Source organism: Chryseobacterium proteolyticum (assembly GCF_046591535.1).
In the GTDB taxonomy this organism is placed as follows: domain Bacteria; phylum Bacteroidota; class Bacteroidia; order Flavobacteriales; family Weeksellaceae; genus Chryseobacterium; species Chryseobacterium proteolyticum.
The window spans coordinates 122361-147807 of the sequence record NZ_JBJLWK010000007.1 but is presented as its reverse complement, the minus strand read 5'-3'; the positions used below and the strand labels follow the sequence as shown (position 1 = coordinate 147807).

Here is a 25447-nt window from a genome sequence, read left to right as displayed (position 1 = left end):
CCGGTAAAACTATATAATATTGTGCATATACTCAAACTCCTTTTAATCAATTACACGATGTTCCTTTTTATACTTTATTCTGATTGGCATTGCTGCTGATAAACATTTCATTTTTTTCTTCCGAAACAATCTCCAAAAACCTCTCATAATGTTTCAGAACATCGGAGATCAGTTCGTTTTTAGTAAAATATTGTACATCATAACCTTCTCTTGCATCGCCAAAATATGATTTCGGATAATGGGTGGTATTATGTTCCAGGTCCGGAAGATTTTCCTCGTGGATAATATATTCTGATACCGTCTTTTCCTGGTTTTTAATTCCATAAATAAAGTTATTAACAACTCCATGATGAATTTCTATTTCTATTTTTGTAGGATTATCGCCGTAATTCATCTTCACTTCAATCCCATTATCTGCAAATTCTTTCTGCAGTTCCTGAAATCCTTCTTTCACTGTGGTATGGATAAAGCTATCCACGGATGAGTTGTCCTTAAATGAAACAATACGCTTCAAACGTTCTTTCCAGAATTCACCGGACCAGGGAACTGCAGAAGCCGAAAAGTTCCTGTCATAGTATTTCTGATCAATGATCAACGCCTTCATTAAACTTACAATGAATAAAAGTACAATAATTGAAAATGGCAGGGCTGTGATTAATGTCATACTTTGGAGTGCTTTCAGGCCTCCTACATTAAGCAATAATAGTGACAGTACAGCTAGCAAGAGCCCCCAGAATATCAATTGCCATTTTGGAGATTTCTGTGCATTTTTGGTTGCGATACTATTCATTACAAATATTCCTGAATCTGCTGAAGTCACAAAAAAGATTATAATGATAACGATGACGAAGAAGCTTGTAATCGTAGATAAAGGCATGTATTCGAGAAAACGAAACATTAAAGCATCAGGATCAGATGCAAATTGGCTCAACTTACCATGCGCGATATTGAAATCAAACCAAATGGCACTGTTCCCGAAAACGGACATCCATATAAAATTAAATAATGTAGGCAGTATTAAAACAGCCAGAATAAATTCTTTAATGGTCCTTCCTTTTGAGATTCTCGCAATAAACAATCCTACATAAGGGGACCATGAAATCCACCATGCCCAATATAAAATCGTCCAGTCATAAAACCATGGCAGTGTATCTTTTTCGTAAACATGGGTACTAAAAGTAAGATCGAAAAAATTATTGATATAATTTCCCAAACCTTCGGTAAAGCTTCCGATCAAGTAAACGGTTGGTCCTAATATCAGTACAAACAACAGAAGAACAATTACACTGATGACATTGATATTACTCAATATCTTAACACCTTTGTTTACCCCGCTGATCGCTGAAAAGACCGACAGAGAAATGAGAATGAAAACAATAATGATCTGGTATATGAATTTATTTTCCGGGATTGCTCCCAATATGTGTAAGCCGGAATTGATCTGGACGACCCCAAAGCCTAATGTGGTGGTAATTCCAAAGAAGGTACAGCAAAGGGCAAAAATATCAATAACGTTTCCCCATTTTCCATTGATTCTATCTTTAAGCAAAGGATAAAAACAACTTCTCAGAGATAGTGGCAACCTGTATCGATAAGCAAAATAAGAAAGTGATAATCCTACAATCCCATAAATAGCCCACGCGTGGATTCCCCAATGAAAAAAGGTATAAAGCTGTGCCTGTTTCGCCCTGTTTACATAATGGTTATTACCAAAAACTTCAGAGGAGTAATGCTGCATAGGTTCCGCTACACTAAAATATATTAAACCAATCCCCATCCCTGCAGCGAACAGCATCGAAATCCATGAAAACAGAGAATACTCCGGCTTGCTGTCATTGGCTCCCAGTTTTATATTAGCATATTTACTAAACATAAGGTACACGAGAAAAATCACAAAGATGGTGACTGCCCAAACGTAAACCCAATTCAGGTTAACAAAAATGAATTCCTTAATTCCATTTAAGATACTTTCTGTAGATTTCGGGTAAAGAGCTGACAGAAAACAAGTTCCTATGATAAAAATAAGACTTGGAATTGTTACTCCTTTATTAAATGTTGATCGCATACTTCGAAATTTCATCATATCTATTTTTCAAATTAAATTATTGATACATTATTCAGGCATAGCCGCAACAAAAGCATTCAAAAAGTAAGAAAAATAATATGATCTTTCTTTATCAGTACACTTAGGAACTACAGAATTACTTTTCACCCATGGAAAAATAACAGGAGCATATTAAGGAAACTTATAATAAGATAAACGGGAGAAAAGGTACTTTACATTACACTTTCCACTTTTTCCCATTGATATAAATATTTTCAGCGGTTAAACTTCCCTGATTATATAATACGTTTTGAAAATTATCGGTTTTAAAAGTTACAAAATCCGCTTTTAATCCCTTTTCTAATCTTCCCCTGTCTTCTAATCCCAGAGCATATGCCGAACGAAATGTAATACCTGCTAAAACTTCAGCGGTTGTTAACTTTTCGTATGTTGCTAAAATGGAAGCCTGGGTAATCAAGTTACCCATTGGTGCGGAACCCGGGTTCCAGTCACTGGCTATTGCAAGAATAGCTCCTGCATCCAACAACTTTCGTGCCGGAGTGAACTTCTCCCCCAGTCCTAAACTCGCTCCGGGCAGTGCTGTGGCCACTGTATTGGAATGAGCAAGAAACATGATGTCGTCATCAATTGTTGCCTCTAAATGGTCCGCAGACTGTGCTCCTACTTCTACTGCAATCCTTGAACTTCCGGGAGTAAATTGATCTGCATGAACAGTTATTTCAAAACCGAGCTCTTTAGTTTTTAATAAAAAATCCTTACTTTCTTCCGGTTGGAATGCTGACTTTTCAATAAAAATATCAACTCTTTTAGCAAGTCCTTCTTCTTTTACTTTAGGCAAAATTTCTGCGATAATAAAATCTAAATAAGATTTATTATCTCCCTCAAAATCTTTCGGTTTCAAATGTGCGGAAAGACAGGTAGGAATTAATGTGGCTTTGGTTAATGTTTGTGCTTTTTTTATTATTCTCAGCATCTTGAGCTCATTTTCCACATCCAGACCATAGCCGCTTTTCACTTCAATGGTTGTAATTCCCAATGAAATAAGAAAATTGATCCTTTCTGATAAAGTTTTAAGCAACTCTTCTTCTGACGCATTTCTTGTATGTTGTACAGAACTCCAGATGCCTCCTCCGCTTTCAGCAATTTCAAGATAAGTTTTTCCTTCATTTCTCATGGCAAAATCATTTGCTCTGTTTCCTCCAAAGCAAATGTGAGTATGGGAATCTATGAAAGCAGGAAGCACGATCTGTTCACCTTCAACCTCTTCAATTGTTACATTGGGATATTCAGATCTTAATTCTTCGAAATTTCCAACTTTCTGAATGGTTTCACCTTCAATCAAAATGCCTCCGTCAACTATAATTTCAAGTTGTTGATCAGATAATTTTCCTCTCAGTGAAAGATTTGCGAGTGTAATGATTTGCTTAAATGGTCCTATTAATTTCATAAGTAAATGGTCAGAAAATATTGTATTGGGATTTAAATTTCCATTCCAAAAATACTTAAAAAATATCTTTTAACCTTGATTTTTTAGCATAACCTTTTCCCCAACCTAAGTCTAAAATCCCTATCTTTGAGGTAAATGAAATGAATTAATGCCTGATTTTTTACATCCAGATAAGGAAAACTTTTCTCATGAAGAGCTCATGCAGGAAGAACAGATTCGTCCCCAGAGTTTTAAGGATTTTGCGGGACAGAGAAAGACGTTGGAAAATCTTGAAGTATTTGTAACTGCGGCTAAAAAGCGAGGCGGAGCCCTTGACCATGTTCTTCTTCACGGGCCTCCGGGACTTGGAAAAACAACTTTAGCGAACATCATTGCGAATGAATTGGGTGTGAATTGTAAAATAACATCAGGTCCAGTTCTTGATAAACCGGGAAGTCTGGCCGGCCTTTTAACCAATCTGGAAGAAAATGACGTTCTCTTTATTGATGAGATCCACCGTCTATCTCCTGTTGTGGAAGAATATCTTTATTCTGCGATGGAAGATTATAAGATTGATATTATGCTGGAAACAGGTCCTAATGCAAGGAGTGTACAGATCGGACTCAATCCTTTTACACTGGTTGGAGCAACTACAAGAAGCGGAATGCTTACCAAGCCCATGTTGGCGAGATTCGGTATCCAAAGCAGGCTTGAATATTATACCATAGAACTTTTATCCATGATCATCATAAGAAGTTCCAGAGTTCTTGGAGTAAAAATTTACGAGGATGCAGCCATTGAAATTGCAAGAAGAAGCCGCGGAACTCCCAGAATTGCTAATGCTTTATTACGAAGGGTACGAGATTTTGCAGAAATAAAAGGTAATGGAGAAATAGAGATCAATATCACAAAATATGCGCTCAACTCTCTGAATGTTGATGAATTTGGGTTGGATGAAATGGATAACAAGATCATGCGTGTCATGATTGAAAATTTTAAAGGAAAACCTGTAGGTATTTCAGCACTGGCAACCTCTATCGCTGAAAACCCGGAGACATTAGAAGAGGTTTATGAGCCTTTCTTAATTCAGGAAGGATTTATTATCCGTACCCCAAGGGGAAGAGAGGTGACAGAAAAAGCCTATAAACACTTGCAGATTCCGATACCTAAAAATCCAGGGGAGCTTTTTTAGGCTTGTTATTTAAAATATAATCGAGCTGATAAAGGTGTTGATCTTTTAGCCTTATGATAAGAAATATAAAGAGTTATTAATTAATGTTTATACCGAAGCTATACAGAAGTGAGGATTATAATGTAATGCGTGAAATCATTAGAGACAATGCTTTCGCTTTACTTATTTCTTCAGTCGACAAGATACGGGCCACTCATTCCATGATGATGCTTAATGAGGATGATCCGGATCACATTTATATTGAAACTCATATTTCCAAAGCCAATCCACAGGCAAAAACACTGAAAAAAGGAGATGAGGTATTATGTGACTTTTTAGGAGCACACACTTATATTTCCAGTAGCTGGTATGATCATATCAATGTTTCAACATGGAATTATGAAGCTGTACAAATTCATGGTAAAGTAGAATTTATGACTAATGGAGAACTTTACGCGCATCTGGAAAAGTTAACCAATAAGTATGAAAAGTTTCAAAAATGCCCTGTACTGGTAAAGGATATGGGTAAAGAGTTTGTAGAAAAAGAAATGAAAGGAGCATTTGGAATAAAAATAATACCAACGGAGATCTTTATTAAACAAAAACTTTCCCAAAACAGGAAAGAAAAAGATTATCAAAATATTATTTCCCATCTTGAAAATTCGGATGAGCAGGGAAAAAAGATTGCTGAAAAAATGAAACTTAATAAAAATTAAATACATAAAACATAATATTATATGAAGCTATATCCAATACAATGTGGAAAATTTAAGCTGGACGGCGGCGCTATGTTCGGAGTCGTCCCAAAGAGTCTGTGGGAAAAAACCAATCCTGCAGACGAAAGAAACCTGATAGAACTGGGAACTCGATCTTTGCTTATTGAAGATGGTAAGAAACTGATTTTAGTGGATTGCGGTCTGGGAAATAAACAGGATGAGAAATTTTTCGGACATTATTCTCTTTGGGGAGATGATAATTTAGATAAAAACCTTAAAAAATATGGCTTTGTAAAGGAAGACATTACTGATGTTTTTCTTACCCATCTTCATTTTGACCACTGTGGAGGAGCCATCGAATGGAATGACGATAAAACGGGGTACAGACCGGCTTTTAAAAATGCTTATTTCTGGACCAATGAAAACCATTGGCAATGGGCTACTGAGCCTAATCCGCGAGAGAAAGCAAGTTTTTTAAAAGAAAATATCATTCCTATGCAGGAAAGTGGTCAACTGAATTTTTTACCACTACCGACGACAGGAAACTATGGTTTCGCCCCGGACTTGAAAATGGATGTTATTTTTGTTGACGGACATACCGAAAAGCAAATGCTTCCTGTAATCCAATATCAGGAAAAAACAATCGTTTTTGCTGCAGACCTTATCCCTACAGCCGGACATATCAACCAGGTTTATGTGATGGGATACGATACAAGACCCCTCTTGACAATGGAGGAAAAAGGAAAATTTTTAAAGCAATGTGTTGATAACGAATATTTATTGTTTTTCGAGCATGACGCACATAATGAGCTGGCCAGTCTGAAAATGACAGATAAAGGAGTAAGGCTTGATGAAGTTCACAGTTTTAATGACGTTTTCGGATATTAATTGAAGTATGGAAGAATTGAATTCAGAAACACAAAAAGCAGAACCGGAACCAGCACCCAAGATCATTGGCCTTACTGGTGGAATAGGTTCAGGAAAAACAACGGTAGCCCATTTTATTGAAGAATGCGGATTTCCGGTTTATTACTCCGATGACAGAGCAAAAACCATTGTCAATGACAATGATATCCTAAAAGAAAAGATTAAAGAGCTCTTAGGAGCACAGTCTTATGATAATACCGGCCTTTATGATCGGAAATATGTTGCAGACAAAGTTTTTAATAATTCGGATCTACTGCAAAAATTAAATGAAATCATACACCCCGCTGTACGAATCGATTTTGAACAATGGGTAAAAGAACAGTCAAAATATTTAGTCTTTAAGGAAACTGCCTTATTATTTGAATTAAAGCTTAATCTGCAGTGCTACAAATCACTTTTAGTAACTGCACAAGACAACATAAGAATAAAAAGGGTAATGGACAGGGACAACAAAACTTACCGCGAAGTACAGGCTATTATGGAGCGGCAAATGCCTGAAAAAGAGAAAATAAGGCTTGCTGATTATATCATCTATAATGACACTAATTTAGAAGATTTAAAAGAGCGGACAGAACGCACCATCTTTGAAATAGAATAAAAAAAGAGCTCGTTAGAAAATAATTCTAACGAGTTTTTTATGTAAAAAAAAAATAAGCTCTCATTTCTGAGAGCTCATTTTTTTAATAGTAAATAATTTAATTATTCTTTGATAAACTTCTTTTGAGCTGTGCCCTGAACATCATCGATATCGATAACATATACTCCATTTATCAATCCGCTTACATCAATCTTATTATTGAGGATAATTCCTCCGGAAACAAGCTGACCTGCTGCGTTGTATAGCTTATAATTAGCTTTCTTGCTAATATTTTTCACATACAATATGCTGCTTACCGGATTAGGATAGATCAGAATTTCAGTCTGGTTAACAGGATTAGGTACTGCCTGCTTAGAAATTCTTACGGTATAATCTTCAACTTCTCCGTTTGCAAAACTTACACAATTCACAGGAATCGCATCTTTCTGCATGGCAACTCTCATCACAACATATTTAAAATCCGTCATGCTGATGAATGCATCCGCCGGTACACTGAACGTTCCTTTAACAGGGGTTGTTGAGTTAGGCGAAGACACAAGGATTCTTTCATTAGGATCAAATGTTCCACTTCTGTCGAAATCTATCCATACAGCAATACCTTCATTATTCGTTGTTCCTGTCCATGATTTAGCAATTGAAATCTCATTACCAGTAGATCCCTGAATCAATTCGATAAACTTGGTAGGATCTCCGGTAAAGTCTGAATAATTCTGTGCATTTGAATCATTTGACATTTGCGGTTTACCAGTAGGTTTTACCGTAACGTTTGAAATGTATTCACTCACTGAACTTCCAGACGACATCTGACAATAAATAACGGTAGGTGTTGTAAAGAAGTATGGTTGTGTATACGTACCAGGAGTACCGCTACAAATATTAGCAACCTGTAATTCGTATTTCGTCAGCTCTGTTAATCCCGTAAGGGTAAGTGTATTGGTAGCCACCGGAACCGTTGTCCAGCTCGGAATACCTACTTTTCTGTATCTTAAGATATAAGTAGCTCCCGGGAATGGATCCCAAACGACAACAGCTGTTGTAGGAGTCAGGTTAGTGATGGTTAAGCCCGGAGGTGGTAATTCACATGTCCTTTCTGTAGTAAATACTTTAGGATTTGAATATGGATTGATTGTAGTCTCACCCACACACTTGTTAGCCACCTGAACCTCATAAGTAGTGTAAGGGCTTAATCCTGTCAACTGATAAGAGTTCCCAGGTGTTACCGGCACAGTTACATCCACCCACGTGGTTGTTCCCACGACTCTGTATCTTAATACATACGTTGAACTTGGCGCAATTGGTGCCCATGTTACTAATGCAGAGTTTGTTGTTACGTTACTGATTGTTACAGTAGGAGGCGTAGGATCACATCTGGTAGAGAATGTTTTAATCGCGGTAAATGTACCTGGTGTTGTACCACAGCTTGCAGCAACCTGCACCTCATAAGTAGTAGCAGGAGTTAAACCTGTTAACTGAATTGGAGGGTTACCAAGAAGAGTAGAAACGTTAATACTCGTCCACGCAGTAGATCCCAAAGGTCTGTACTGTAAAATATAGGTAAGCCCATTGGTTACACCAGTCCAGTTTACTATTGCTGAAGTATGGGTAATCGTATTAAACGCAAGGTTTGTTGGTGTACCTGTTGCACATGGTCTTATTCTCACTGCATAATCTTCCACTTCACCATTCACAGCTACCTGACACATTACAGGAGAACTGGAACGTTTTAGCACCACTCTCATTGTTGTTGTAAGAGGTCCGCTGTATGCAGTAGACGGAACATTGAACAATGCATTAACAGTACTTGTTGAATTGGAAGCTACTGCCATGATTTGTTCATTTGTCTCGAATACCCCATTTCGGTTAAAGTCGATCCAGGCACTTACAGCATCACTGTTGGTTGCTCCTGCCCATCCTTTAGTTACGGCGATTTTATTTCCCGTTGAGCCAAGCTCAAGGTTAATCAACGTAGCTGGTGTAGTATAACTGATATAGTTTGTCTGTAATGAGGTATTACTCATTGGAGCAATTCCCGGATTTACGGAAGTCACTGTTACATTAGCTATATAATCGTTGGTTCCTGTTCCTGTCATGTTACAATAACTGATAGCAGTCGTTGTAAATGGAATTGAAGCAGAGAAGGCACCTAATGTACCACTACATCTTGTGGCAACCTGTACCTGATATCCGGTTAATTCGGTAAGCCCAGTAATCGTGTAGCTATTTCCAGGTGCAAGTACAGGATCAATTGTTGTCCATGCTCCTGTAGCCCCTAATCTCCATCTTAATACATAAGTAGCCCCCGTAGATGCTAACCAGGAAACATTAGCAGTAGTCGCAGTAATGTTGGACACTGTAATATTGCTTGGAGGAGCTGTCGTACATGGTTGAATGTCTACAAATTTAACTGCATAATCTTCTACTTCACCATTACTTGTTAAGTTCTGACATGCATTATCAATTGTATTATAGTATACGATAACACGCATTTTGACAATGTTCGTTCCTGTATATGCATTAGCAGGAACCGCGAAAGTAGCAGTCACAGGAGTAGTACTGGAATATCCAAGATTCATTACTCTCTCCGTACCATTATCAAACACGCCGTCTCCGTTATAATCAATCCATACTGATGTAGCATACGTACTTGATAAGATCACTCTACCAATAGAAATATTATTTCCGGTAGAACCGCGAACAAATGTAATAAGTTTAGTAGGGTCAGTAGAATAATCTGTATACGTCGTTGCTCCAGAATTATTGATCATCATAATCGAATTCGTTGGAGTAACGGTTACATTATTAATATATCCGTCACCTACAGTCGCAGTACCGGAGTTACAGTAACTAACGGCCAGTGTTGTGAAATTCACAGATGTAGACCAAGGTCCCTGAGTTCCTCCACAAATGGTTGCCACCTGCACTTCATAAGCAGTGGTTGCATTTAAGTTAAGGATCGTATAGGTATTTCCAGGCGCCGGAACAGGATTAACTGTTGTCCAGGCTGCTGCTGCTGTAGCCTTATATCTTAATACATAAGTAGCACCTGTAGAGTTTAACCAGGAAACCGTCGCAGTAGATGCACTAACACCTGTTACAGAAATTGGCGAAGGCGCAGCGGTAGAACATGGTTGTAGGTCTACAATTTTAACAGCATAATCCTCTACTTCACCATTAGTAACATTGACACATGGATCATTGATATTTGATGAAGAAATGATGACTCTCATTCTAAGGGTAAGCGGACCATTATACGATGTGTTTGGAACCGTATATGTTGCCGTAATCGGAGTTGTAGTACTCGTTGTACTGTTGATTACCCTTTCATTGTTTTCAAAAATTCCGTTTCTGTTAAAATCGATCCATGCTCCGACAGCCAGAGATGGAGGGAATGTACTTGGTGTGATCCATGATTTGCTCACAGAAATTGCATTATTTGCAGATCCACGTACTAACGTAATCAATTTAGTTGGATCGACGGAATAATCCGTATAAGAGTTTGCTCCGGAATCATTATTCATAATATATGAATTGGTCGGAGTCATCTTAACATTTGAAATATATCCGTTGGTACTGTTACCTGTTACTGTACAGTAGTTAACCGCCGGAGTACTGAACTGAACAGGAGCTGTAAATGTTCCAGTAGTCCCGGAACAAATATATGCCACACGAACTTCATACTGTGAAGATTCTGTTAAACCTGTAATCGTATAAGCACTGGTTGTTAATGGAACAGGTATCCATGCGGTTGCGCCAACAGCTCTGTATTCAAGTATATAGGTTGCTCCTACAGCTGGATCCCACATTACGTAAGCTGATGTAGCCGTAATATTTGTTACGCTTAAATTCAATGGAGCATTACTTGTACAAGGTATAGGCTGAATTAATTTCACAGCATAATCTTCTACTTCTCCATAAGTAAAGTTCTGACACATCACAGAAGGAGAGCTAAAGCTTAGAGCCACTCTCATTCTTGTTGTAGAAGGTCCATTATATGCATTGGCAGGAACTGGGAATGTAGCTGTAACCGGTGTAGTTGTACTTGCCGGAGAAGTCATTACCTGTTCATTTGTTTCAAAAATTCCGTTTCGGTTAAAGTCAATCCATACATTCACAGCTTCACTATATGTACTACCCGTCCACCCTTTCGAAACAGAAATTGTATTGTTAGCAGACCCGATTACAAGATTTACCAAAGCACTTGGTGTCGTCGTGTAATCAGTATAGGTAGTTCCTAAAGAAGTATTACTCATTACGGCAGCTCCCGTAGGTGTTACTGTAACATTAGCAATATACTCATCATTAGAATTGCTTGACTGCATCTGACAGTAGTTTAGTCCCGGTGTTGTAAAGTTAACAGAGGCAGAGAAAGTACCCTGCGTTCCTGAACATACATTAGCAACCTGAACTTCGTATTGAATTCCATCCGTAAGCCCTGTTAATACTGTAGTATTGGTCGTAGCATTTACTGTAATCCATGTTGTGCTTCCAACAGGACGATACTGAACAACGTAAGTTGCTCCGGCAGAAGCTGCCCAGGAAACAGTAGCCTGAGTCTGAGTAACTGCAGAAACTGTAATACCAGTCGGCGCAGCTCCAGTACATGCAGCTAAACTCGCTACTGTAGCACTGCCAATGGCATAAAATACATTTCCGATCGCACTTACTCTGATTTTCACGGTAGACCCTAATGTTAAAGCTCCAAAAGTTAAGCTTTCACTTCCATCATTAGGAGTAGATGGCGCCAAAACATTCCAGGTAACTCCATTGTCCGTAGTGTAATCTATTTTAACATTAGCAACACTATAAGGAGCAGCTGTGGTATTTACCACATCCCAGGTTACAGTGCTTGGTCCGTTATTATAAGCTGTTGCTGTTGTAACCTTAAAAGGTCCTGCACTACCTACGATAATTGTTTGTTCAGCAAACTGTGTCTGCTGTTGATTCGCAATGGGACTATTATCTCTTACTGTTACAGAGAATTTGGTTGTTCTCGCAACATTAGAAACAGATTCCCATCCATTATTCGAATTGTTAAGAACTCCGGCAAGCACAGAAGATAATTTAGGAAAATATCTAGTTGGACTTGTCGTTGGCAATACCGATCTAAAGGTTGCACCTGAAGTTGTTGTTCCTAAATTATTCTTGTTAATAGTAACGCTTGCATTATCCACTTCTTCCCAGGTATAGGTCATTGGATCATTTTCCGCATCGGTGGCAGAAGCTGTTAATACGAATGCTGTTCCTTTAGGAATATTATAAGTTGGTAATGCAGAAATCACAGGTGGATTGTTGGCAACTGTAGTTTCAACATCACAGGTTTTAGAAATTAGGTTAGCCTGTACCTGCTTGATACTGGCGATATGAAAATAATCATCTGAGTGAGGCTGAACATCGGTATTAGCTCCGGTAATTCCTGCATACCCCATAATTGTGGATCCAGAACCGGGTTCCATATTCACCCCTGTTCCTTCAAGACCGTGAGAAAATGTATGGTTTGCTCCTAACTGATGACCCATTTCATGGGCAACATAATCAATATCAAAATTATCTCCTTGTGGAATCCCATCTGCTGGCGATGTATATCCGGATCCTTTTCCTTTCGGAACTCCTGTAGTTGGATCTACGCAAACGCATCCGATACATCCTGCATTACCTCCACCTCCGGAAGCACCAAATAAATGCCCTATATCGTAATTGGCATTACCTACATTAGCCGTTAAAGTATTTTGCAATTCTAGATTCCATGCACCTCCAGCTCCTGCAGCAGCCGGAGAATAGGGGTCGGTTGCCGGGTTGGTATAAATTACACCCGGAAAGTTCTGTAAATTTAAGTGTAAAGCAAAATCTTTTTCAAATACACCATTTACCCGGGTAAGCGTTGCATTAATAGCCGCCATCGCCCCAGGAACTGTTCCTCCATGGAACTGGGTATACTCTCCTGTTACAGACATTACCAATCTCATTGTTCTGTACTTCTTATCTGAAGACTTCGCAAAATTAGTGGTCTGATTGCTAAATGCAGATCCCTTCTGATAAAGTTTGTTGATCTCTTCCTTATCCAAAAGGCTTTCATTCATGGAGCATAGAAAACCTTCTTTGCTCTTATCAGTTTTCGGATGCACACCGTAAACTGTCTTTTCTCTATTTAAAGGTTCTACAAATTCAGCGATCCCGTTTTTGATGATCATAGACTGAAAATCATTCGGCGCCAAACTGAACCTCAGATACTTACCCGGATCATCGATTCCGACTCCGACATAAGATCCAAGTTGATACTCGTCTGCCAGTTCTTTTACAACAACCGGAAAGCTGTAAACGGCAAACCTTTCAATTTTCCCATCCATGGTTGGCAATGAAATTGTTACGGGTCGGGCATTCTTGCCCGTCTCCTGTGCATTGGCCAGTTGGGATTTTAATAAGGGAATGTCTAGAGAGTAATAGTTCTTAATTTCAGAACTTCCTCTGATTTTATCTCCTCTGAAAGATGTCGGGCTCCATTGTGCACTGGTGACCACAAACAGACAGAGAAGAAAGAAAGAAGTAAAAATTTTCTTCATAAGCTTCTCAATATATTATATTAATTACACAAATCTAATCATTTTTCATTATTAATTTGTGGCTACAATCATTTTTTTTATACAAATTTCACAATAATATATTTTATAAGTTCAAAATAAAAAAATCCCCAGGATTACCTGAGGATTTTTTATTGATAAAAATAATATCTTACTTTTTAATGAATTTGGAAGTAAATACATCTTTTCCTTTGTCATCAATTGTAATTACATAGCCACCTTTGATCAAAGCAGAAACATTAATTTTTCCACCATTGATATTCCCGCTGTCTACCAACTGACCCGCAGCACTATAAATTTTATATGCAGCTTTATCAGAAACTTTAGTAATGTTTAACACATCACTTGCCGGATTAGGATATATCTGGATACCATCATTTTTAATAGCAGTATCAGAAGTTCCTAAATTAGAAGCAATGATCACATTATAATCCTCAACTTCTCCGTTCGGGAAACCTCCACATGCAAAAGAATCTGGAATAGTAGCGCCTATACCTGCAGGATTTATCAGAACAGTAACAACTCTCATTCTTAAAGGAGTATTAGTCATAGCACTTGCAGGCACCGTAAAGTTTCCTGTCTTAACTGTAGCTCCAACCGGTAATGCTACCACAGGCATATTTAAAACTCTTTCATTAGCTTCAAAAACCCCATTCTTATTATAATCAATCCATGCAGCCATACCATTAACTGAAGCACCACTGATTGTTGTAGTAACGGAAACACTTATTGAATTCGTACTATTAGGCAACAAAGTAGGTTGTAATGCAGCATTAGTGGTAAAGTTTGAGTATGAACTTCCTACAGTAGTATTATTTACTGTTCCCAACGTTACATTGGAAATATAATTAACTTGTCCACTTGTACTTGATGAAGTACAGTAAGTTACAGCTGAAGTGGTAAAGTTTGTCGAAGCTGAATATGCACCTGGAGTTCCAGAACAAACTGCAGATATCTGCACTTCGTAAGCTGTTCCATCTGTTAATCCTGTTAATGTTACTATTGGAGAAGTAGAAGTTGTTTGTTGCCAAACAGCCTGCCCTACTTTTCTATAACGGATATTATATGTTGCATTAGCTACCGGAGTCCAGCTGATCGTTGCTCCGTTAATTGTAATATTACTTGTAGTAATTCCGGTAGGAGCCGTACCATCACAAGGAGCAAAAGCTTCAACAGTAATAGGCTTCACAGCATAGAAAATATTTCCGATAGCAGAAATTCTCAATTTAATCACCTGCCCGTTCAATGAAGTCGGGAACGTATAAGATTCTGATCCGTCATTAGGTGTTGAGGCAGAAAGCACAGTCCATGTTGTCCCGTTATTTGTTGTATAATCAATTTTAACGTTTGCTACACTGTAAGGAGCTGCTGTAGTACCTGCAACATCCCACTCTATTGGTGTAGGAGTATTGACGTTGGCATATTGTGTATTAACCTTAAATGGACCATTGTTCCCAACAACAACTGTTTGAATATTATAATCTGATTGTTGTTGAGCAGGATTAGTATTATTATCTCTTACGGTTACGGCAAAATTAGTAGTTCTTGCAACTTGTGAAACTGATTCCCATGTATTATTGCTATTATCTAAATATCCATTTAATACAGATTCTAATTTAGGAAAATAACGGGTTGGGCTTGTGGTTGGATTCACAGATCTGAAAGTGGCACCACTACTTGTTGTCCCAAGGTTATCTTTATCTATCTCAACGGAGGCATTATCAATTTCTTCCCATGCATACGTCATAGGATCGTTTTCTGCATCCGTAGCAGAAGCCGTTAATACAAATGCAGTTCCTTTAGGGATGTTATAATCCGGCATATCTGCAATCACAGGAGGATTATTGGTAATTGTAGTTTCTACATCACAAGTTTTATCAATCAGGTTTTCATTAATCTGGTCAATACTTACAATATGGAAATATGGATCAGAATGCGGCTGAACATCAGTAGTAGCTCCGGTGATACCAGCATATCCCATAATGGTAGACCCTGACCCTGGCTCCATATTTGTTCCTGCACTCTCTAAAGAATGAGCAAAGGTATGAGTTGCCCCTAATTGATGTCCCATTTCGTGAGCAACAAAATCTATATCAAACGTATCCCCTGATGGCGGAGCTGCTGCACTAGGATTTACACTCCCTGTTAAAGGAGAAGTAATACCAGACCCCTTCCCATAACCCGCTACAGGATCATAAGTAGTCCCTACAGGGTTAAGGCAAACGCAACCAATACAACCAGCATTTCCTCCTCCTCCGGAAGCGCCAAATAAATGTCCTATATCATAATTAGCCTGTCCAACATTAGTTGCCAGTATATCTCTAAGAGACGTATTCCATGAAGATGGAGGTTGATTGGCATTTGTTACTGTAGCATATGGATCCGACGTAGGATCGGCATAAATAAGCGCCGGATAATTTAATACATTTAAATGCAAAGCAAAATCTTTTTCAAAAACAAAGTTTACTCTTGTTATCGTAGCATTAATTTGCGCAAGAGCCTGAGGTACTCCTCCAAAATACTGGGTATACTCTCCTGTAACAGACATTGCTAATCTTAGTGTTCTATACTTCTTATCATAACTTTTATTAGTAAAGCCTAACTGACTTGATGCAGATTTGCCTTTTTTTAAGCAATTCATCGATTTGCTTTACGGAAGATGGAGCTTCTGCTGTACTACATACAAATGCTTTATCTCCTGTTTTTGCTGTTTTAGGATGCACATAGTATAATCCTGTTGATTTGTCTACAGGTTCTACAAATTCATAACTTCCATTATTGAATAACATCGATTGGAAATCATTTGGAGCAACAGAAAATCGGATACTTTGTGAAGGATCATCAACTGCTGTTCCTACATATGAGCCTAATTCATATTGATCAGCAAGCTCTTTCACCACAACAGGAAAACTATAAACATTAAAGTTTTTAATCTTACCATCCAGTGTCGGAATAGAAACAACAACCGGTTTAGCATTACGCCCAGCTTCCTGCGCGTTTTTCAATTGAGATCTTAATTGGTTCAAATCCAATTTGAAATAAGATGCAACAGCCACAGCCTTTACATCACCACCTCTTTTTTTGTTATCTAGTTTAGCAGCAGCTGGCGTCCATTGTGCAACGGCAGAACCACCGACTAAACTGCAAAACAAAATAGTAAGTAATTTCTTCATAAATTAATATATTTTTAAATTCACATTTAACAAAAATATAAAATATAGAAGAGATATTTTACATAAAACACAATAAATATACAGATAAACTCAATACAACTAAAAGACTAACTAATTAGTTAAAAAATAACATATTTTTTAAAGATAAAAAATCATATTTAAAAAAATACAAAACACATCATTTTAACAACAATTAACACAAAAGACTTTTATATCACCAGGTAATCATAAAAAACCAACATCCATACAAAAACCCCTATACTGTAAAATATAGGGGTTAAATATTTTAATATAAAATTAATTAAACAAATTCAGTGATTATTATTAATAATATTCAAAAATAAAAATCACCTTTCATTATTTATTTTTTTATAAACTTGAGACTTTCTGAAATAGTATTATCTTTTATTGAAATGATATAAGCTCCTTTCAATAATTCAGCTACCCTTACCTGGTTATTGGTAATTACACCGCTTTTCACAAGCTGTCCAACCGCATTGTGAATCTCAAAATTTGCCTTGTTGGAAACCTTAGTAATATTCAACACATCATTCGCCGGATTAGGATAGATCTGGATCCCTTCATTTTTGACGTAAGATTCTGAAGTTCCGAGATTAGATGTTACCATCACATTGTAATCTTCAACTTCTCCATAAGAAAAAGTTCCGCAGGTATTAGCCGCCCCCAATGAAGCCCCGGCACTTGTTGAATAACGAAGGATAACCCTCATTCTTAAAGCCTGGCCTGTTACCGCAGACTGTGGAACTGTAAATGATCCGGTAACAGGAGCAGATATAGCAGCTACTGGGAAATTAAGAACCTTTTCAGAGTCTTCAAACGCTCCATTTCTGTTATAATCTATCCATGCTGCAACTGCATCAGTATCAGGATCACCTATAGTTACAGAAATCGGATAAGTACTGCCTTTAACCAAATTGATCTGTAAAGCAGGGTTAGTTGTATAGTTGGTATAAGAACTTGCCAGAGACGAATTGTTTATATTAGCAACCGTTACATTAGAAATATACTCATATGTAGAATCATTTGCAGAAGAAGTACAATATGCTAAATTTTGTGTTGTGAAGTTTATGGATGCTGAATAAGTTCCTGTTGTACCACTACAAACAGTAGCCACCTGTACTTCATAAGCTGTACCATCTATCAAACCATTCAATGTAGTATAAGGAGTAGTTACATCCACCGATGTCCATACTGTTTCAGACACCTTCTTGTAACGAAGCTTATATGTAGCTCCAACAACTGGCTGCCACGCAACATCCGCAGAATTTGCTGTAATATTAGAAACAACAATATTAATTGGTGCCGCACTCGTACAAGGAGCAAGAGTAGTAACCATGATTGATTTAACGGCATAAAAAACGTTTCCTATTGCTGAAATTCTTAATTTAATAGTTTGTCCGTTCAGAGCAGAAGGTAAAGTAACGTTTTCTGAACCGTCATTTGGTGTAGTGGCAGCAAGCACTGTCCATGTAGCCCCGTTATCAGTTGTATAATCAATCTTCACATTGGCAACACTATAAGGAGCCGCAGTCGTATTGGCAGCATCCCATTCTAAAGATGAAGCTCCGCCACCGTTAAGATACAAAGTATTAACCTTAAACGGACCGGTATTACCCACGATAATCGTTTGATCGGCGTATTGCGTCTGCTGCTGATTAGCCGCAGGGTTATTATCTCTTACCGTTACTGTAAATTTCGTTGTTCTTGGCACCATGGAAACAGATTCCCATTGGTTATTTGAGTTATTAAGAACCCCTGATAACACCGAGGATAATTTAGGGAAATATCTTGTAGGACTTGTCGTAGGAACTACAGATCTGAATGAAGCTCCGGTAGTAGTAGTCCCTAGATTATTCTTATTAATGGTAACACTTGCATTATCCATTTCTTCCCAGGTATATGTTAAAGGATCATTTTCAGCATCTGTAGCAGAAGCTGTTAAAACAAATGCTGTCCCTTTAGGAATATTATATGTAGGTAAAGCTGTAATTACTGGAGGGTTGTTAGCAACCGTAGTTTCCACATCACAGGTTTTAGCTATTAAATTAGCCTGCACCTGTTTGATTGTGGCAATATGAAAATATGCATCAGAATGAGGCTGAACATCAGTATTCGGACCTGTAATCCCCGCATACCCCATAATAGTGGTCCCTGAACCTGGTTCTACATTGACACCCGTTCCTTCAAGACCGTGAGAGAATGTATGATTTCCACCTAACTGATGCCCCATTTCGTGAGCAACATAATCAATATCAAAAGAATCTCCCTGCGGAACATTATTAGCAGGTGAAGTAATTCCGGAACCTTTACCTTCCGGTTCTGCCGTTGTAGGATCTATACAAACACATCCTATACATCCTGCATTTCCTCCTCCTCCGGAAGCACCAAATAAGTGTCCGATATCATAATTAGCATTGCCTACCACCGAAGTCAGTGTATTTTGAAGCTGTAAATTCCAGTTCCCCATCTGAGCTGCAGGAGAATATGGGTCTGTTGCAGGATCTGCATAGATAAGAACAGGATAACTTAATACATTTAAATGCAAAGCAAAATCTTTTTCAAAAACACCATTTACCCTTGTCATTGTTGCATTAATCTGGGCAAGCGCCTGAGGAACCCCTCCGAAATACTGAGTATATTCTCCGGTCACAGACATAGCCAATCTCATCGTTCTGTATTTCTTATCAGAAGATTTAGAGAATGAAGTAGGCTGATGGGCAAAGGATTTCCCTTCCTTCAACAATTCTTTAATCTGTTGCTGAGAAACAGCACTTTCTTTTGTTGAACAAACAAAAGCTCCCTCTTTTTTTGTTTTCGGATGTACACCATATACTGTTTTATCAGCATTTACAGCATCAATGAATTCGTATTGCCCATCCTGTATAATCATCGCCTGAAAATCATTAGGAGCCACAGAAAATCTTAAATATTTACCCGGATCATCCATGCTTACCCCAACATAAGACCCCAGCTGGTATTGCTCTGCAAATTCTTTTGTCATTACAGGGAAACTATACACCGCAAATCTTTCGATCTTTCCTTTCAAAGTAGGCAGTAAAATCTCTACCGGTTTAGAATTAGTACCCATTTCCTGAGCACCTCTAAGTTGTGTTTTAATTTTCTCGAGATCCAGCTTATAGTAATTTCTCACATTAGTGGATTCAAGTTTGTCACTTCTTTCAAATTTAGTTGGAGTCCATTGCGCAAAAGCTGAAACCCCAATTAAACTACAAAATAAAGTAGAAAATAGTTTTTTCATAAATTAATATCTTTTTAAAAATTTGGTTAAACAAAAATATGAAACCAATACATATTTATACTACAAAACATCAATAAAATCAAAAAATTATTTATACTTATAAACTATTAAATGAAAATATCAGGATATTATTGAATTTTTAATAAACTATTCAATCCATAATAAAATCAGTCCTATAAAGCAATTGGAAATCATAATTCACAAAAGCAATTGTCAAATTATAAGTAAAAAAAAATACCTCAGTAAACTGAGGTATTTTCTATTGTTCTATTGAATCTATTTTTTAATAAACTTAATGCTTTCTGAAACAGCATTATCTTTTATTGAAATGACATACGCCCCTTTCACCAATTCAGCTACTCTTATCTGATTGTTGGTTATAGTACCACTCTTTACAAGTTGCCCAACAGCATTATGAATTTCAAAATTGGCTTTATTGGAAACTTTAGTAATGTTCAATACATCATTTACCGGATTAGGGTACACTTGAATTCCACTGTTTTTAATGTTAGATTCTGATGTTCCCAATACCTGTACTTTTAAAGATCTGCTTTGCGTTGAAGCAAAATGAGATCCGGAAAGAAGGGTTGTTCCTGATAAAGACTTAATATTGTAATATCCTCCATACGGATAGAATCCATCACCAAATTCATCATTAACTGTTAATGTATAACACTCATCAGGACTTAAGGTCCAGTTAAATGTCTTCAGGGCAGGAAGAGCTCCCGTTGATGAATCAGTATAAGGACCTCCACTCTCCACAGTAGCCCCTGAGCTATTCTTTAAAGTCCAGCTTGTTTCAGAACCATATTGATCCAACTGAAGATTAAATACAACATTAGCGTCAGCTCTAACTACAGCTCCCAGATAATTTACTGTGATATTACTGTTAGATGCTCTTTGATCCGTAGTACCATTTACTGATGTTACATTGATATTCATTTGGCCACCTAATACATTAGCATCCATTGGTAGTGTAATTATCTGGTATTTATCTTGAGCAAGATTTCCCGACCAGTTGTATGTTTTCGAATTACCATTTACAGAGTAAGTAATTACCGCAGATGTTAATGGGCTTGTTCCTCTATTATATAAAGATATTTTTGGATTTTGAGCTGCTGTAGTAGCACAGGTTGCTGTAGCACATTCTCTTTCAAGCTTTACTTCTGCATCATTTGGAAATAAAGGAATTGGCTGATCTGCAATTGAAGTCTTCAGCTCCATTCTTCTTGGAGAATTATTCATTACGGCAGTAATTCTATCTTTTTGATTGATTGTAAAGATATTCATACAGGTATCATTCGTATAATCCATATAGTTCTGAACCATTTCGAATACAGAAGGATTGGTACAACTTGCGATTGCAGGATTACAAGTATAATTGGATGTATGAGCTGTAGGAGTATCTGCACAGAAATCATCACCACAATTTGCATCCCCCCAGATATGTCTTAGACCTAAGAAATGCCCTACTTCATGTGTCATCGTTCTCCCTTTATCATAAGGGGCCCCAAGAAGGAATGTATTATTTACATTATAATCGCTGCTCCCAAATGTTGCATAATTAGCCACAACACCATCTGAATAAGCTTCACCTCCCTGTACATTCAAGCCAGGTAGTCCTGACGAAGAAGGGAACTGCGCATATCCTAACAATGTATTATCACTAAATTTCACACTCCACATATTCATGTATTTGGTAGGATCCCAAATAGTTGCAGGCTTTACAAAAGTTTCGATATCAGCTCTTGCCCATGAAGCCTGACATAAGTTAATTCTATCAATACCATTCGTAGGATTTCCATTTGGATCTACCTTAGCCAAAGCAAACTGGATTTGCACGTCTGCCCCCACTGCATTATTATTAAAACCAGGAGTTCCCGCAAGTCTACGGTAATCGTTATTCATTACGGTAATTTGAGAAATAACCTGCTCATCAACTATATTAGGAGCAACTCCCAGATTCTGACCATTATGGATAACATGCACCACAACAGGAATTGTAATGATATTACCATTTTGGGATTTATTAGCTTTAGCATTTTGAACCAATGGAGCCAACCATGCTTCAAATTGGTCAGCATTCATTCTGCCAGGGAATTTTGCCTGCAAATAGTTCTCATACTCTACTGTAGAGCATCTTTCAAAACCATGCGATTGTGTAAGTTCTTCAGAAGATTTGCTTACAAAGTCCGCTTTCTTTTTAACAGCTCCATTTTTGCTCTGAGCGCTTAAAGCAACCGTAGCAAATAGAGGTAATAAAAAAAGAAATTTCAAAGTAGTAGATTTTTTCATTCTATAAATTTCTATAAGATTCGCAAATATATCAGTTTAGATTAATATATTTAACTATATTTAAAATAAATAAAATAAAAAAATACAAAATGAAAAAACATTATCATATTATTATTCTCAATAACAACAACTATTATTGGAAGTTGTCACTCTCAAAAAAGCACAGAAAACAAGCATGTTATAAAGAATAATCAGAAAAACGATCTGGAAAAAATTGAATTAACAGAGCAAACGCGAGGTACCGATAGAAAAATAACTTTTACCTCAGATTCTATAGTAACGTATCTGAATGGAGAATCAAAGATCACAAAATCAAATGATACTCAATGGACAAGTATTGTAAAACAAACCAGTTCATTGAATCTGGATAAACTATCTTCCTATACCGCTCCAACAACAGGTCGCTTTTCGGATAGTGCTTTATCTTCAGTAATCATTATTACCCATAAGGGAAAAACTTATCAATCTTCCGGATTCGATGCCGGAGCACCTCCAAAAGAACTGGAAGCTCTTTATCTGCTGCTAAAAAAATAAACCTGAAGAAAACTTCAGGTTCAGATATTTTTAAAATTTATAGGCTATATTCCAGGAGAACCCCATATTGAATTTGGACGAACTCCTTCCAAATCCAGGGACGATCATGGGCTGTATATCATCTTGTTTGGTTGTAAATACCATATATTTAGGCTGAAGGTTGACATCAATATAAAAATTAGATTCAAATAACTGTACTCTTCCTCCTATCACTCCTTCAAGCCAATAAGAAGATTGGGTAGAAGACGGAAAAGCTACAGAAGAATTACTACCTCCAAACCCCCGGACAGGCACAGCCATATACTCCTGAGTATAAAATGATCCTGCTGCCTTTCCTCCGGCATAAAAACCATTAAATTCATTCTCCGGATCCTGGGCTAACATGTAAAAAGCTCCCAGCTTAACAAATGGCCCAGTCACTTTAGCGTCATATCCGTTTTTCTGGTATACATTTTTTTCAAAACCAGCTTCTGCAATTGCATGTACATTTCCGTTTATTTTGGAAGATATAAAACCTTGGTAGAGTTTTCTATCCGAAAAAAAGGCACTCCCAGCATTGAGAAGATCCAAACCAACCATAAAATTTGGTTCATATTTCCATTTTTCTTTTTTTTTCCACAGGCTTTTTTTGCTGAGCAAATCCAAGCAGGTTTATGCTAAAAAAGAAGGTAAAGATTAGTTTTGTCTTCATTCTCTATATTATTTTGTCCTATTTCAACTTTCTTTACCGGATTGCTCGGTGTTGGTGAATCAGAGTTCAGGTTTTCATATGTTTTTTTCAATCCACATCCGGGAGATACATATGTAGATTTAGTGGTATAACTTATCCTTACCTTTGACTCAGTCCCTTTGTCCGCTAACCGGAAATATACGTCTGTATAAGGGGAGTCGTCAACCCTTAATGGAATGAGTCTTGAACTTATTTTTTGCTGTTTTCCCAACTGCACTTTTCCGTTTCCATAATCTACGGCTACGTAAAGAGAGTCTAATGTTATGATTTTGTCATTATCTGCATTTTTAAAAGCAATTTTAATTCGTGGCGTACCTTCACCACTCTCACAGATATCATCATCTCCGCCACAGGAGCAAAGCATTCCCAACATCAGGGTTAATAAGAGAAATTTAAAATATTTCATAATAATATTTAAACTCAAATTTAGGTAAATTATTTCTTTATCAGCAATGCAATATTCTCCACATGGTGGGTTTGCGGAAACATATCCACAGGTAATATCTTAACAACCTTATATTGATCTTTCATCAACGCAAGATCTCTTGCCTGGGTAGCTGAATTACAGCTTACATAAACCACTTTTTCAGGGGAAAGCTTTAATATTTGTTCTACCACTTTCTGATGCATTCCGTCTCTCGGAGGATCAGTAATCAACACATCCGCCTTTGGATGATTTTCGAGAAATTCATCATTAAAGACATTCTTCATATCCCCACAATAGAATGTACAATTCGTAAGACCATTGAGTTCAGCATGTTCAATAGCTGCATCAATAGCCTCCTGAACAGATTCTATACCTATCACCTGCTTCGCCTTTCTGGCCACATACTGTGCAATAGTACCTGTTCCCGTATAGAGATCATAAACTACTTCATCTCCTTTCAGATCTGCAAATTCCAATGTCTTTCTATATAACTCTAATGCCTGCTTATAGTTGGTTTGAAAAAAAGATTTAGGCCCGATTTTAAATTTCAGCCCATCCATCTCTTCCATTAAAAATCCTTCTCCGGAGTAAACATTAATATCCAAATCGTAAATCGAATCATTTTGTTTTGGATTAATTGCATACACCAATGTTTTGATCTGTGGAAACTGACTCAATAAAAATTCAAAAAGCTTCTCTCTGTTTTCAGTTTCTTCCCTGTATAACTGAAACAAGACCATCCATTCTCCCTGGGAATTCTGCCTCATCATCAGAGTTCTTAAAAAACCTTCCTGATTTTTTACATCAAAAAAGTCCAAACCATTTTCAACAGCATAATTTTTTACGGCTAAACGAATTGCATTGGACGGGTCTTCTTGAAGAAAACATTCTTTCAGGTCTAAAATCTTGCTCCACATTCCCGGAATATGAAATCCTAAAGCATCTTTATTTCCAAAATTTTCTTCGGAACTGATTTCGTACTGAGTAAGCCATCTTGCATTGGAAAAAGAAAACTCCATTTTATTTCTATAATAATATTGCTCTTCAGCACCCAGAATTGGCAACGTTTCAAAGTTCTCTATTCCTCCTATTCTCTTAATATTATTATATACCTCTTCCTGTTTAAAATCCAGTTGCTTTTCATAGCTCATATTTTGCCACTTGCATCCTCCACAAGTACCAAAATGAATACACTTTGGATCTACTCTGTACGGAGAACTTTCCACAACTTCTACAGCCTCTGCTTCGTAATACTTAGACTTCGATTTCTTCACCCTTGCATTTACCACATCTCCCGGAATAGCTCCTGAAACCAATACCGTTTTGCCTTCTTCCGTTCTACCTATGGCAACTCCTTTTGCTCCGGCTGCTATTAATCTTATATTTTCAAGAATAATATTCTTCTTCTTTTTCATCCGTAATTTCTATTTTTTCTATCTGTTCTAATGTAACCTTACGGTTTCATTTTGCAAAAATACAATAAAAAAAACCTTATCCTAGGACAAGGTTTTTCATGTATGTTAAAGTTTA

The 25447-nt window shown here is 37.3% G+C and carries 15 protein-coding genes; 5 read left to right on the top strand and 10 right to left on the bottom strand.

From position 1 onward, the window contains the following. Positions 1–67: 67 nt before the first annotated feature. Positions 68–2083: a BCCT family transporter gene (locus tag ACJ5H0_RS21845; protein ID WP_411252035.1), complete on the bottom strand. Its 2016-nt coding sequence runs from the start codon at positions 2081–2083 to the stop codon at positions 68–70. A 199-nt stretch (positions 2084–2282) separates the two neighbouring features. Beyond that, positions 2283–3512: an imidazolonepropionase gene (gene hutI, locus ACJ5H0_RS21840; protein WP_411252032.1), complete on the bottom strand. Its 1230-nt coding sequence runs from the start codon at positions 3510–3512 to the stop codon at positions 2283–2285. Between the two features lie 148 nt (positions 3513–3660). Between hutI and ruvB the strand changes: the two genes are divergently transcribed. From ruvB to coaE, 4 genes are all read left to right on the top strand, one after another. Beyond that, positions 3661–4683 (top strand): Holliday junction branch migration DNA helicase RuvB, encoded by a 1023-nt coding sequence (gene ruvB / locus ACJ5H0_RS21835; protein ID WP_172280723.1) that lies wholly within the window; start codon positions 3661–3663, stop codon positions 4681–4683. Between the two features lie 83 nt (positions 4684–4766). Beyond that, complete coding sequence (locus ACJ5H0_RS21830; protein WP_411252029.1) at positions 4767–5378, top strand: FMN-binding negative transcriptional regulator; 612 nt, start codon at positions 4767–4769, stop codon at positions 5376–5378. Positions 5379–5399: 21 nt separating this feature from the next. Next, complete coding sequence (locus tag ACJ5H0_RS21825) at positions 5400–6266, top strand: MBL fold metallo-hydrolase (protein WP_411252026.1); 867 nt, start codon at positions 5400–5402, stop codon at positions 6264–6266. A 7-nt stretch (positions 6267–6273) separates the two neighbouring features. Further along, complete coding sequence (gene coaE / locus ACJ5H0_RS21820) at positions 6274–6903, top strand: dephospho-CoA kinase (protein ID WP_411252023.1); 630 nt, start codon at positions 6274–6276, stop codon at positions 6901–6903. A 101-nt stretch (positions 6904–7004) separates the two neighbouring features. Here coaE and ACJ5H0_RS21815 read toward each other — a convergent pair whose 3' ends face one another. The 5 genes from ACJ5H0_RS21815 to ACJ5H0_RS21795 all read right to left on the bottom strand — a co-directional run bounded on the left by ACJ5H0_RS21815 (position 7005) and on the right by ACJ5H0_RS21795 (position 22226). Next, entirely contained in the window at positions 7005–13460 is a 6456-nt protein-coding gene (locus ACJ5H0_RS21815) for a GEVED domain-containing protein (protein ID WP_411252020.1), read from the bottom strand. Between the two features lie 169 nt (positions 13461–13629). Continuing rightward, positions 13630–16119, bottom strand: coding sequence for a reprolysin-like metallopeptidase (locus ACJ5H0_RS21810; protein ID WP_411252018.1), 2490 nt, complete (start codon positions 16117–16119; stop codon positions 13630–13632). Continuing rightward, positions 16067–16651 carry a hypothetical protein gene (locus ACJ5H0_RS21805; RefSeq protein ID WP_411252015.1) on the bottom strand — a complete coding sequence of 195 codons (585 nt, stop codon included), beginning with the start codon at positions 16649–16651 and terminating at the stop codon, positions 16067–16069. Before ACJ5H0_RS21805 ends, ACJ5H0_RS21810 begins: the two co-directional genes overlap by 53 nt. Before the next feature lie 361 nt (positions 16652–17012). Continuing rightward, the gene (locus ACJ5H0_RS21800; RefSeq protein WP_411252014.1) at positions 17013–19931 is read right to left on the bottom strand and encodes a reprolysin-like metallopeptidase; all 2919 of its coding nucleotides are present in this window, start codon (positions 19929–19931) and stop codon (positions 17013–17015) included. A gap of 276 nt (positions 19932–20207) precedes the next feature. Next, on the bottom strand, positions 20208–22226 hold the full coding sequence (locus ACJ5H0_RS21795) for a M43 family zinc metalloprotease (RefSeq protein ID WP_172280736.1): 2019 nt from the start codon (positions 22224–22226) through the stop codon (positions 20208–20210). A gap of 357 nt (positions 22227–22583) precedes the next feature. Between ACJ5H0_RS21795 and ACJ5H0_RS21790 the strand changes: the two genes are divergently transcribed. Further along, complete coding sequence (locus tag ACJ5H0_RS21790) at positions 22584–22760, top strand: hypothetical protein (RefSeq protein WP_411252010.1); 177 nt, start codon at positions 22584–22586, stop codon at positions 22758–22760. 30 nt (positions 22761–22790) lie between these two features. Here the strand turns inward: ACJ5H0_RS21790 and ACJ5H0_RS21785 are convergent, their stop codons facing one another. From ACJ5H0_RS21785 to rlmD, 3 genes are all read right to left on the bottom strand, one after another. Next, the gene (locus tag ACJ5H0_RS21785) at positions 22791–23339 is read right to left on the bottom strand and encodes a DUF6048 family protein (protein WP_411252007.1); all 549 of its coding nucleotides are present in this window, start codon (positions 23337–23339) and stop codon (positions 22791–22793) included. A gap of 77 nt (positions 23340–23416) precedes the next feature. Continuing rightward, positions 23417–23896 (bottom strand): DUF6452 family protein, encoded by a 480-nt coding sequence (locus ACJ5H0_RS21780; protein WP_172280742.1) that lies wholly within the window; start codon positions 23894–23896, stop codon positions 23417–23419. Between the two features lie 29 nt (positions 23897–23925). Next, positions 23926–25332 carry a 23S rRNA (uracil(1939)-C(5))-methyltransferase RlmD gene (gene rlmD, locus ACJ5H0_RS21775; RefSeq protein WP_273649648.1) on the bottom strand — a complete coding sequence of 469 codons (1407 nt, stop codon included), beginning with the start codon at positions 25330–25332 and terminating at the stop codon, positions 23926–23928. Positions 25333–25447: the final 115 nt, after the last annotated feature.

Excerpts from the sequence above, each read along its gene's own strand:
- hutI (WP_411252032.1), bottom strand. The coding sequence starts at position 3,512 with ATGAAATTAATAGGACCATTTAAGCAAATCATTACACTCGCAAATCTT.
- ACJ5H0_RS21825 (WP_411252026.1), top strand. The coding sequence starts at position 5,400 with ATGAAGCTATATCCAATACAATGTGGAAAATTTAAGCTGGACGGCGGC.
- ACJ5H0_RS21780 (WP_172280742.1), bottom strand. The coding sequence starts at position 23,896 with ATGAAATATTTTAAATTTCTCTTATTAACCCTGATGTTGGGAATGCTT.
- ACJ5H0_RS21800 (WP_411252014.1), bottom strand. The coding sequence starts at position 19,931 with ATGAAAAAACTATTTTCTACTTTATTTTGTAGTTTAATTGGGGTTTCA.
- rlmD (WP_273649648.1), bottom strand. The coding sequence starts at position 25,332 with ATGAAAAAGAAGAAGAATATTATTCTTGAAAATATAAGATTAATAGCA.
- ACJ5H0_RS21830 (WP_411252029.1), top strand. The coding sequence starts at position 4,767 with ATGTTTATACCGAAGCTATACAGAAGTGAGGATTATAATGTAATGCGT.
- ACJ5H0_RS21845 (WP_411252035.1), bottom strand. The coding sequence starts at position 2,083 with ATGATGAAATTTCGAAGTATGCGATCAACATTTAATAAAGGAGTAACA.
- ACJ5H0_RS21805 (WP_411252015.1), bottom strand. The coding sequence starts at position 16,651 with ATGAAGAAATTACTTACTATTTTGTTTTGCAGTTTAGTCGGTGGTTCT.
- ACJ5H0_RS21810 (WP_411252018.1), bottom strand. The coding sequence starts at position 16,119 with ATGAATTGCTTAAAAAAAGGCAAATCTGCATCAAGTCAGTTAGGCTTT.
- ACJ5H0_RS21815 (WP_411252020.1), bottom strand. The coding sequence starts at position 13,460 with ATGAAGAAAATTTTTACTTCTTTCTTTCTTCTCTGTCTGTTTGTGGTC.
- coaE (WP_411252023.1), top strand. The coding sequence starts at position 6,274 with ATGGAAGAATTGAATTCAGAAACACAAAAAGCAGAACCGGAACCAGCA.
- ruvB (WP_172280723.1), top strand. The coding sequence starts at position 3,661 with ATGCCTGATTTTTTACATCCAGATAAGGAAAACTTTTCTCATGAAGAG.
- ACJ5H0_RS21795 (WP_172280736.1), bottom strand. The coding sequence starts at position 22,226 with ATGAAAAAATCTACTACTTTGAAATTTCTTTTTTTATTACCTCTATTT.
- ACJ5H0_RS21785 (WP_411252007.1), bottom strand. The coding sequence starts at position 23,339 with ATGGTTGGTTTGGATCTTCTCAATGCTGGGAGTGCCTTTTTTTCGGAT.